This is a genomic window from Kosmotoga sp. DU53, assembly GCF_001639905.1.
Classification (GTDB): Bacteria; Thermotogota; Thermotogae; order Petrotogales; family Kosmotogaceae; genus Kosmotoga; species Kosmotoga olearia.
Genome location: NZ_JGCK01000004.1, coordinates 1 through 9,746, shown reverse-complemented (window position 1 = coordinate 9,746; position 9,746 = coordinate 1). Strand labels below are relative to the sequence as shown.

The window sequence follows — 9,746 nt, the reverse complement described above, 5'->3', positions numbered from 1 at the left end:
ATCCTGAACTTGATTCAGGATCTAATCATCAAAAAAGCCAGATTCTGGATAGAAGATTTCCAGAATGACAGTGGCGGATTAAGATTCTGGATTAAACATCTCCAGAATGACAGGTATCCGTTGACTTCTAAAGAATGACAGCGTCTGAAGCTTTCAAGACGTAGTCAAGCACTTCAGTAGCGTAGCTGCTTTCCCCGCAGGCGCACATCAACTGCGCAGCAGTTCGGGTCAACTCCGAAGGAGTTCGTGTCAACCGCTTGCGGTTCGTGTCGCTTTATTAACTGACAGCGTCGCAAGCCTCAACCTCGTGAGCGTCGCTCCACCAGCTGACAGCCTCTGCAAGCGTCCTGGACGTAGTCCAGCACTTCGCAGCGTAGCAGGGCTTACCCACGCGCTAGCGTGCTTACCGGTTCTCGATTCTCGGTTCTCGGATTTCATCAGCGTCCGCAAGCCTCAGTCTTCGAACGTCGCTCTACCAGCTGATAGCCTCTGCAAGCGTCGTATTATCAAATGCCAGCCTCCGCAAGCCTCAACGTTGTGAGCCTCCGTCTGCATATGTCGGAGCAGTCTTCGGGGATCTTCCTCCCTTAATTTCATGATAATAGGCATATGTCATGGGTTCTTTTTCATCGACAACTTCCGCATTAACGATTTCTCCAATATAAAGCACATGGGTTCCAACATCAACTACGTTTACCACTTTCGCTTCTAAGTTCGCTATGCAGTAGTCTTCCAACAACGGGACACCGGTTACCCCTATTTTGTGATTTATTTCTTTGAACTTGTCTAACTCTCTTCCGGACCTAAATCCAAAGTGTCCTATTAGTTTTAATGGGGTATCCTGGGATAGAACTGACACTCCAAATACTCTGCTTTCTTGGATGAAGTCATGGGTTAAGTTCTGTTTATTTATGCAGATCGCTATTGTTGGCGGTTCAGCTACAACCTGGAACACAACATTAGCAATCTGCCCGTTTTTCTTCTCATTCGTCTTCGAAGTAATCACGTACATGCCATAAGTGACCTTAAACAAAGCCTCATAATCCATATTTTCCCCTCCGTAGCAGGTATTAAAATAAAAAGCCTTGGTTCTCCAACACCTCATTTACCATTCTACATCATCATTACCTTTGACATAAAAATCCTCCATATCTAATAACTACCAGCCCGCGAAAATCCGGGGTTTCCTCATAAATATCCTACAGAAGAGTCTGTCGCGTTTTTATCCTACCCCATCACACGGGCAATCACTCTGGCGATAGAGGAATCGGCCTTTATTCTGAGTGGAAGGGCTATCACTTCAAAAGTATCTACGCAAAGCAGTTTGTCGAGATTCGTGAGGTTTTCAGCAATGAGTACGCCACCCGCAAACAGTATTTTGTGAATTTCGAAAGGATACCTGTCTGGAGAGGATGAGTCAAGCCCCAATATTTTGATCCTTCTTTCCACGAGAAATTCTGCGAATTCCTTTGAAACAACAGGGTTATTTAAGAAATATTCTTTTGTGCCGAATATTTTGTCGCGTCCCGTATAGAGAAGAAGGATGCTTCCTTCCTTTATAGCTGACTTGTATTCTTCTTTAAGTTCTATTACCTCTTGATCTCTGACATCCAGTACAACACCTTCACCGATCAAGGTTTCTAACGGGAAATCCAGAATGAGTTTTTCGCAATTTGTCATGTGCATGGGGCCATCGATATGTGTACCACTGTGCATACTTATTTCAAGCCTGTGATTGTTGTAACCGTCTTTGTCGAGCTGTCTTGACTGCCGCAGAATCGTCTCGTCATCACCGGGATATACGGCCATTCCATCTTCTATAATTCTCGTCAAATCTATGAATTTAGGCATCTTTCCCCTCCCCCTTTCAAAACATTAATGGCTATCACTGTTATTGTCCAGTTTTTTTATCGATGATAAGCTATATGAGTCAAAAGTATGTACGTGGAAAAAAGTGCCTGTCATTATTTTACTGAATTACTGAATGTATTTCCAATTTCTTACAACATCGCTTATCTTTGAATATGGAATTATGGATTGGAGAAAAGTGAAGGGTATGATATTCCTTTACCTTTCCAGTTGTGTGATAATAATAAATCCAGAAAATGGATATTGCATCCTGGTGACGAGTCCCCTTTGATCACAGTTTATTCTCAAAGATTCTTGGCCATTGAAGTATATGATCGAGTCGATCTCTCCATCTTCGCCCTCGTTTACCCAGCTGAGATTTATCTCAGGTATTTCAAGGATGGTGTCTTTATTCAAAAGCTCTGGATGGATGTAGTGCGGTCCAAGCAATGGCAAACCGTTTATCGTCTGTGAGATCGGAACCATCATGTCCGCAGTGTAGTAAGATAATCTGTAGCTGGCGATCGGCTTTTGAATGTTTTGAAATTCTATGGTTTCCCTTCCGGCGGGAGTGGTAAGCCCTGTGTAGAATGGATCATAGCTGTATATTTCATATGAGTGATTTTCACGTGCAGCCTCTGGAAAATCTTCGATCTCAGGACAGTTTGTGTAGAAAAGACCCATAAGTTGCATATTTATAACAGAACTACCATTTTCCTGTTTTTCCGAGAATAAGAACTTTTGAGCTTTTCCATCTTCAGAAATAAAGATCGTGTATGACGTACTTTTGTAGGTGATGTTAACCCATCTGATGCCTTCACCATATTGTCCACCCTTGACGATAATGCCCTGTCTTTCGTATTCTTCCCTTTGAGAAAGTATTTCCTGAATATCTCTCGGATCGACGTAGATAGATCCGTACAGTATCATGGGGTTCGGTGGAGTAACCATAATCCCGGGGTAATCGTACGCGAAGAGCGTCAATCCATAGATCAGGTTGTTTTCAACCTGCGTAACGATAAAGACTGCATATCCCTTTCCATAGAATGCACTGCTTTCTTGTCCCGTCGGTAGCGTTCTCGTCCCGCCTTCCATTTCATAAACCGTAACAAGCCCGGGCTTTATCCAGCTTGGGATGGGATATTTTCCTTTGAAAAGCTGTGGTATGTTGCTTAAAGAAGGAATCTGGCAGATGGAGATTGACGAGAAAATGACAAATATCAGAAGGAAAGTCAGTTTTCTCACCATAACCACCTCCCGGTTTTATTCTAATGAATAGCAGGTAGCTTTGCCAAATTCCGGAGGCGGTGTACAAGAGGGAAAAAATGATGTATATCTAAAGCAAAGCGTAATGTATATGTCGCGTTAAGCATTGTGAGCCTTCCATCAAAAAATGTTTTTTAGACGTTTGTTGGGATCGTCAAAACTGACCTCATTTACATCAAAATGCTCCGGGTCAAAGTCCTCACCAAGCCACTCCAACAATTCTTCGTGCCTCTCATGAGCGGGGTCTTTTATAGCTTCCAGCAGTTCTTCGTATCCCCAGACACCTCCACAATCTTCAGGTGGACATGCTCTTTTCCCTTTGATACATACTGGATAAGTAACCCCTTTTTCCCGAGGAAGAATCTTTTCCAGCTCTATCTTATGTTCCCAATTATCGCCAAAATCATAGGTGTAATTTGCTTTTGGATTTTCCATTGAAAAATAATCAGCTATTTTTTGTTTCCAACCCGGAAGAACATCACGACCAAAATCCTCATCTGGAATCCCTATATTCACCTTTAGTCCGGTTGAAGGGTTTATTATTTCGAATTCATGTAGATGATAATCTAACCATCCCATGGCGTCTTGAATGGCAACATGCAAATCCCAAAATGTATAGGTCTCTGGAACCTGTATTCGTCGCCAAATTGGTGGTTTGATACCCTTTAGCGTAATTTTAAATTGGTACACATGATCGAACTTCTTTTTCATTGTGACCCCTCCTATTAGCTACTATAAATTCTTGTGGTTGTAAACATCTTTCAAATTACATAAACACGTTTCGTCTAATGTTATGCGTGTATACAAAGCTAATAAAAGTTGGATAAGCAAAAGCGCACCCTATAACCGCTAACATATTCTCACCACGACCGTATTATAGCATGGTGGAAATTTGGTGTTCTCATCTCTTCTGGATAAGAATCTGCCCCAATATTTCTTTCGTCATCCCGACCTTAAAAAATATAAAAAATAGGGACAGACTCTTTTTTGTCCCTATTTTTGTCTTTCTTCTGGATGAAAATGCATATGTTTGCAGCATTTATTTTATACTTATAGTGGTTTACTGGCGGTAGAATCAGATAATTTTTTAGTTATAATGAAAACATTGAAATAATCGAAGGGCACTGATACTGAAGGAGGTCAACATGAAGCTTGCATTCATTTCTGATATACACGGAAATCTTGAAGCACTGGAAGCGGTGCTCGAAGACATCAAAAGGCGGGAAGTAGATCGGATATATTGCCTGGGAGACCTTGGGGGATATGGACCTGATCCGGAGAAGGTTGTTCAAAAGATCAAGGTTCTGGGTATCTCCACAGTGATGGGGAACTATGATGACGCTATTGCACACGAAAAGAAAAGCTGCGGTTGTGCCTACAACCCTGGTCGCGAAACGGAAGTAGGCAACATCACCTTAAACTGGTCCATCGCCAACACTTCCCAGGAATCGAAGGAGTTTCTTAAATCGTTACCGCATAAGCTGAATTTTGAGGCTGAAGAGGTCCGATTCCTCCTGGTGCACGGAAGTCCTCTGGATAATCTATTGGAGTACATAAAACCAGATACTCCTGTGGAACGACTCAAGGAGATAACGGAGGGAATATCAGCCGATGTAATAGTCAACGGACATACCCACTTGCCCATGGTACGCTGGATAAACGGCAAGCTTATTTTCAACGCTGGCAGTGTCGGTCGCCCGAAAGATGGAGACCCCAGGGCCTGCTATTTGATTGTTAATGTGAACAAGGGTTCTTTGAAACACGAATTTGTAAGGATCAGCTATCCGGTAAAAATAACGGTAGAAAAACTGGCGAAGTATAAACTTCCTATGGAACTTGCCACAGTCCTAGCCCTGGGAACAACCTTCAATATGGGGAAAAGCGACAAGACAGAAAAACGATCAAAAATAGACACAGACATTACCTTAGACCCAGGGATAAGAGAATAAAAAGTTGAAAGTTGAATTCCTGGCGGCCATAGGTATAAACTATATAGCGTATCACCGAAGGAGGAATTTTTATGCCTTTTAAAAGCCTGTTTCTTTCAGGTGCTCCAGATGCAAATCCAGAGAAAGATAAGGCTTTAGTTAAAACGGAACTTGCGGAACTTGAGGTCGTACTCGTAAAACACAGCGAATTTTCGAAGATTCTGGATATATGCAAAGACTTTGCAGACAGAGGAGGAAACGCAATAATCCTTTGTCCGGGTTTTACTCATGAGCAGGTCGCAAAAATTTCTGAAACCGTTGGGGAAAGTGTTTCGGTAAATGTAGCCAGGGGGGACGGGAAAAGCGCGGTAGCTGCCAGGAGGGCTATGGAAAGAGCAGGCTGGTTTAATCAGAAAGGAAGTGGTCAGAATCAATGAAAGCATTTTTGAATGGAAAATTTGTTGAAAAAAACGAAAAGCTAATAACTCTTGAAAACAGAGGCCTGACCTTTGGCGATGGGCTCTTCGAAGTCCTCAGAGTAAAAGATGGGCATATCTTTTTCTTCGAAGACCATCTATTGCGAATGAAAAGCAGTGCGTCCTTTTTTGGCATTCCCTTTCCCTATTCACTTGATGAAATAAAAAACAGAGCCCACGAATTGATCTCTCTTAACCGTATAAATGATGGCGAGCTGTACATAGAACTGACCCGTGGTGTTGATACAAACCGTGAGCATAGATACCCACCGAGAAGCACACAAACCACATTTTTCATGCTCGCTATTCCCCTGCGTGAGATCAATCCTGAAAACTGGAAAAGGGGTGCCGCGGTCTTCAGCTTTCCGGATCTACGCCACAAACTCTGTGAGCATAAGACCATAAACCTCCTTCCAAACGTGATGGCAAAGAACTTTGCCTATGAACGTGGAGGTTATGAAGCACTCATGTACAGAGAGAATTCAAAAGGAAAGTATATAACCGAAGGAGGCAGCTCAAACTACTTCCTGGTAAAAAATTGTACTGTGATAACCCCTGAAATAGATAACATACTTCCCGGAATTACCAGAAGCAAGGTCATCAAACTCCTCAAAGAAAGTGGAATAGAAGTGGTGGAAAGAAGAGTATATCTGGAGGAATTCCTTAGTGCTGATGAAGTCTTCCTGGTAAGTACCGTTTCCATGGTGATGCCAGTGCGAAGAATAGACGACAGAGAATTCAAGGCTCCCGGTGAAATTACCTTAAAAGCTATGGAACTTTACAGAGACTTTATGGACAAAGAAAAAGAGCGGTATTAACCGCCCCTATTTTTTGAACCTATCTCTTAACTGGTTGATGTATGTCACCATCACGATTTCGTTTTTCACTGTTACATCTATAAGCGTGAAAATCCCCGTAACACATATCCCTCACTGAATGCACTTGCCTTTTCTGGACACACGTGCTTGTCACTATTTTTGTGGGCCTCGCCATGCTTATCCCTGCGTTAGCGTGCTTACCAATTCCCGATAAACCTCTATATTATAACCAAGGGATCTTAAATACATTAATTCTTTCCAGTTTGGAAGGCGCGATCTCCTCACGTAATTCGGGAACAGCACCTCTACCGGCATTTTTAGAACATAAGCTATATTGTCAGAAACATAAAAGGGAGGTTTTATTCTCTCACGCTCCACAGCAGATATATACTTACTATCCTTTCCGATTAACCTCCCCAGTTCCTTCTGGGTCAATGAAAATTGCAATCTCGAATAAACCAGCAGATTCATAATTTGGCATCTTCCTTTCTAAAAAGTGGTGAATGACGCTTTTCAAGGAATTCCGGGACAAGAACTTCAACAGGAACTCCAAGAATTGCTGCTATTGTATCTGCAAGAAAAAAATCAGTTAGTTTTACCTTGCCGTTCTCAATCTTTGAAAGGGTGGCACGGCTTATCTTCGCTTTTTCAGCAAGTTCTTCCTGAGTCATTCCCCTTTTAATCCTGATTTCCTTAAGTTTCATCATTTTTACCTCCATTTTATCCTCTACCCTAAACACCGGATCCAAAACCCGCTCTTCATCTAAGATCCAGTATCCAACATCCAATCCCGCTTTTTATTCTACTGTCTTCGAACATCGCACCATCAGCTGACTGCGTCGCAAGCCTCAGTCTTCGAACGTCGCTCCACCAGCTGACAGCCTCTGCAAGCGTCTTGTTTTTTCTCGGACTCTCGGATCTCGATTCTTACCAGGAGTTCGTGTCAACCGCTTGCGGTTCGAGACAACCACGTAGTGGTTCGGAACAACTCCGAAGGAGTTCGTTACAATCCCGAAGGGATTCGTACCTAAAGCGTAGCAGGGCTTACCCACGCGCAGCGTGCTCACCAGCCGCACAGCGGCCCTCTCGGATTCTCGCCCTCTCGGATTCTCGTCTTTTATTCAGCGTCTGCAAGCCTCAGCCTCGCAAGCGTCGCTCCACCAGTTGACTGCCTCTGCAAGCGTCCTGGACGTAGTCCAGCTCTTTCCGCCGCAGGCGCATGCCAACTGCGAAGCGGTTCGAGACAACCACGAAGTGGTTCGGGACAACTCCGAAGGAGTTCGTGTCAACCGCTTGCGGTTCGTGTCGCTTTATTAACTGACAGCGTCTGCAAGCCTCAACCTCGTGAGCGTCGCTCCATCAACTGACAACGTCGTGAGCCTCGGTCGCGCAGCGACCATCTCGGATTCTCGGATTCTCGTCTTTTATTCAGCGTCTGCAAGCCTCAACCTCGTGAGCGTCGCTCCATCAACTGACAACGTCGTGAGCCTCGGTCGCGCAGCGACCATCTCTGACTCTCGGTTCTCGAACGTCCTGAAAAGGAAGTATCCATCTGTACACTACAATAATTTATCACAAAAAACCGTTGATTTGACAACTGGTGTATAAATTTCGAACATCTTTTTTCTGTGATATAAAGTAACAGCTCCTGGTAATTCACGAGGTAACAATCTCGGAAGCTCCGACCCGGTCTCACTTTTGATTGTATATCCCTGGAACAATCGTTTTGAAATTTACCAGTAGGTATTATTAATTACACCATAGTATCATCTAACCGTGCGGCCGCACAAAGACCAAAAATCGAAAGGAGTGAAGAAACATGGCATTTGGTGATACCGTTATTAATCTTCTTACGGAGAAAAGGTTGCAGATCGTATGGGATACCGGAGTAGTGGATGAAGAAGGAAAAGCGGTTCTTTACAGACAATCCCTTCCAGTTGAAAGTGACGTAACAGAACAGGAAGCATACGACGCAGCATATAATCTCGCTTCTCTGACAACCTACTCTATCGTGGAGATCAGACTCATAGTAACCAACAACCTTGGTCCTATCACTTAATTGATTGAACAGTAACAACTATCAACTAAGAATTATCAACTGAAAGGTTACTTCAGCTAACAATTGAGGACTATTAAATTAACCAACAACCAGGAACTATCAACTAACAACTAGAAACTGGCAACTACCAACTAACAAGGAGGTGTTCGAATGCAGACTTTAAACATGAGATGGTACGATGCGGCACAGGGAAAATCGAAAGGAATAGTTCTCAGAAGTCCAAGAACTGATTTGACACAGACGGAAGTGCAGGCGGTTATGGACAATCTCGTTGCTCTCAAAGTGATACCGTCAAACTACGTAACTGACTACGCAAGCATTATAGACAGAACAAGCAACGAGCTGTTCAACCTCATCTAAACAAGCTCATCATCACAGCGGGGCAGTCAGCCCCGCTTTATTTAAGGAGGTGCGAAATGAGATTCTTAAAGACCCTGACCGGTGTCCTTTCCATGGGTGCATGTCTTATCGAAAGGCCGGGAGAAGGAGACAAAAAGAAAAGGGAACTAAAAGGACTTGTTTACAGCATTCTTCCAGAAGAAGAATGGAAAATCGACCAAAAGCTTTTCGATGAAATTCTGGATGTTGCAATTGATATAGTTGTTTCCTGGCTAAACCGCACTTTGTGGAAAACTGCATGATATGTGAAAGAAAAGAGCCTCCCATTATGGGAGGCTCTTCTTCGCTTATTTTCATCTTCTCAGATTCTTGATTCTTGAGCCGACTTGTCATCCTGAACTTGACTCAGGATCTCTCCTAGTCAACTGCGAAGCGGTTCGAGACAACCACGAAGTGGTTCGGAACAACTCCGAAGGAGTTCGTGTCAACCGCATGCGGTTCGTGTCGCTTTATTAACTGACAGCGTCGCAAGCCTCAACCTCGTGAGCGTCGCTCCATCAACTGACAACGTCGTGAGCCTCGGTCGTCAGCACTTCCACTGCGAAGCAGTTTACGCCCACTCCAAAGGAGTGCTCACAGCTCGAAAAACAGGGACTGTACCTCAGTGGACTGTACCTGTTTTTCGAGGTTTACTAATGGCGCAGCTGGGCTTACCCCCAGCGTAGCAGAGCTTACCCACGCGCAGCGTGCTCACCAGCCGCACAGCGGCCCTCTCGGATTCTCGGATTCTCGTCCTTTATTCAGCGTCCGCAAGCCTCAACCTCGTGAGCGTCGCTCCACCAGTTGACTGCCTCTGCAAGCGTCCTGGACGTAGTCCAGCTCTTTCCGCCGCAGGCGCATGCCAACTGCGAAGCGGTTCGAGACAACCACGAAGTGGTTCGGAACAACTCCGAAGGAGTTCGTGTCAACCGCATGCGGTTCGTGTCGCTTTATTAACTGACAGCGTCGCAAG

The 9,746-nt window shown here is 44.1% G+C and carries 12 protein-coding genes; 6 read left to right on the top strand and 6 right to left on the bottom strand.

The window, feature by feature from the left end; genetic code table 11:
• Positions 1-529: 529 nt before the first annotated feature.
• The 4 genes from DU53_RS00380 to DU53_RS00365 all read right to left on the bottom strand — a co-directional run bounded on the left by DU53_RS00380 (position 530) and on the right by DU53_RS00365 (position 3,825).
• Positions 530-1,048 (bottom strand): flavin reductase family protein, encoded by a 519-nt coding sequence (locus tag DU53_RS00380; RefSeq protein WP_012744607.1) that lies wholly within the window; start codon positions 1,046-1,048, stop codon positions 530-532.
• A gap of 179 nt (positions 1,049-1,227) precedes the next feature.
• Positions 1,228-1,851 carry a cyclase family protein gene (locus tag DU53_RS00375; RefSeq protein WP_012744606.1) on the bottom strand — a complete coding sequence of 208 codons (624 nt, stop codon included), beginning with the start codon at positions 1,849-1,851 and terminating at the stop codon, positions 1,228-1,230.
• A gap of 216 nt (positions 1,852-2,067) precedes the next feature.
• A complete protein-coding gene (locus tag DU53_RS11740) occupies positions 2,068-3,093 on the bottom strand; it encodes a hypothetical protein (protein WP_049753223.1) in 1,026 nt (341 codons plus the stop codon).
• 141 nt (positions 3,094-3,234) lie between these two features.
• Positions 3,235-3,825 carry a plasmid pRiA4b ORF-3 family protein gene (locus DU53_RS00365; RefSeq protein ID WP_063726896.1) on the bottom strand — a complete coding sequence of 197 codons (591 nt, stop codon included), beginning with the start codon at positions 3,823-3,825 and terminating at the stop codon, positions 3,235-3,237.
• 434 nt (positions 3,826-4,259) lie between these two features.
• On the opposite strand from DU53_RS00365, the gene DU53_RS00360 reads away from it, so the two are divergent.
• The 3 genes from DU53_RS00360 to DU53_RS00350 all read left to right on the top strand — a co-directional run bounded on the left by DU53_RS00360 (position 4,260) and on the right by DU53_RS00350 (position 6,336).
• Entirely contained in the window at positions 4,260-5,063 is an 804-nt protein-coding gene (locus DU53_RS00360; RefSeq protein ID WP_063726895.1) for a metallophosphoesterase, read from the top strand.
• Positions 5,064-5,134: 71 nt separating this feature from the next.
• Entirely contained in the window at positions 5,135-5,479 is a 345-nt protein-coding gene (locus DU53_RS00355; RefSeq protein ID WP_012744602.1) for a DUF6506 family protein, read from the top strand.
• On the top strand, positions 5,476-6,336 hold the full coding sequence (locus DU53_RS00350) for an aminotransferase class IV (RefSeq protein ID WP_012744601.1): 861 nt from the start codon (positions 5,476-5,478) through the stop codon (positions 6,334-6,336). The genes DU53_RS00355 and DU53_RS00350 overlap by 4 nt, the downstream gene beginning before the upstream one ends.
• 177 nt (positions 6,337-6,513) lie before the next feature.
• Here the strand turns inward: DU53_RS00350 and DU53_RS00345 are convergent, their stop codons facing one another.
• The gene (locus tag DU53_RS00345; protein WP_012744600.1) at positions 6,514-6,807 is read right to left on the bottom strand and encodes a helix-turn-helix domain-containing protein; all 294 of its coding nucleotides are present in this window, start codon (positions 6,805-6,807) and stop codon (positions 6,514-6,516) included.
• Entirely contained in the window at positions 6,804-7,040 is a 237-nt protein-coding gene (locus DU53_RS00340) for a helix-turn-helix domain-containing protein (protein WP_049753222.1), read from the bottom strand. Before DU53_RS00340 ends, DU53_RS00345 begins: the two co-directional genes overlap by 4 nt.
• Before the next feature lie 1,115 nt (positions 7,041-8,155).
• Between DU53_RS00340 and DU53_RS00335 the strand changes: the two genes are divergently transcribed.
• From DU53_RS00335 to DU53_RS00325, 3 genes are all read left to right on the top strand, one after another.
• Positions 8,156-8,395: a hypothetical protein gene (locus DU53_RS00335; RefSeq protein WP_063726894.1), complete on the top strand. Its 240-nt coding sequence runs from the start codon at positions 8,156-8,158 to the stop codon at positions 8,393-8,395.
• Positions 8,396-8,545: 150 nt separating this feature from the next.
• Positions 8,546-8,755, top strand: coding sequence for a DUF2922 domain-containing protein (locus DU53_RS00330; RefSeq protein ID WP_063726893.1), 210 nt, complete (start codon positions 8,546-8,548; stop codon positions 8,753-8,755).
• Between the two features lie 56 nt (positions 8,756-8,811).
• The gene (locus DU53_RS00325; RefSeq protein WP_063726892.1) at positions 8,812-9,036 is read left to right on the top strand and encodes a hypothetical protein; all 225 of its coding nucleotides are present in this window, start codon (positions 8,812-8,814) and stop codon (positions 9,034-9,036) included.
• The last annotated feature ends 710 nt before the right edge of the window (positions 9,037-9,746 follow it).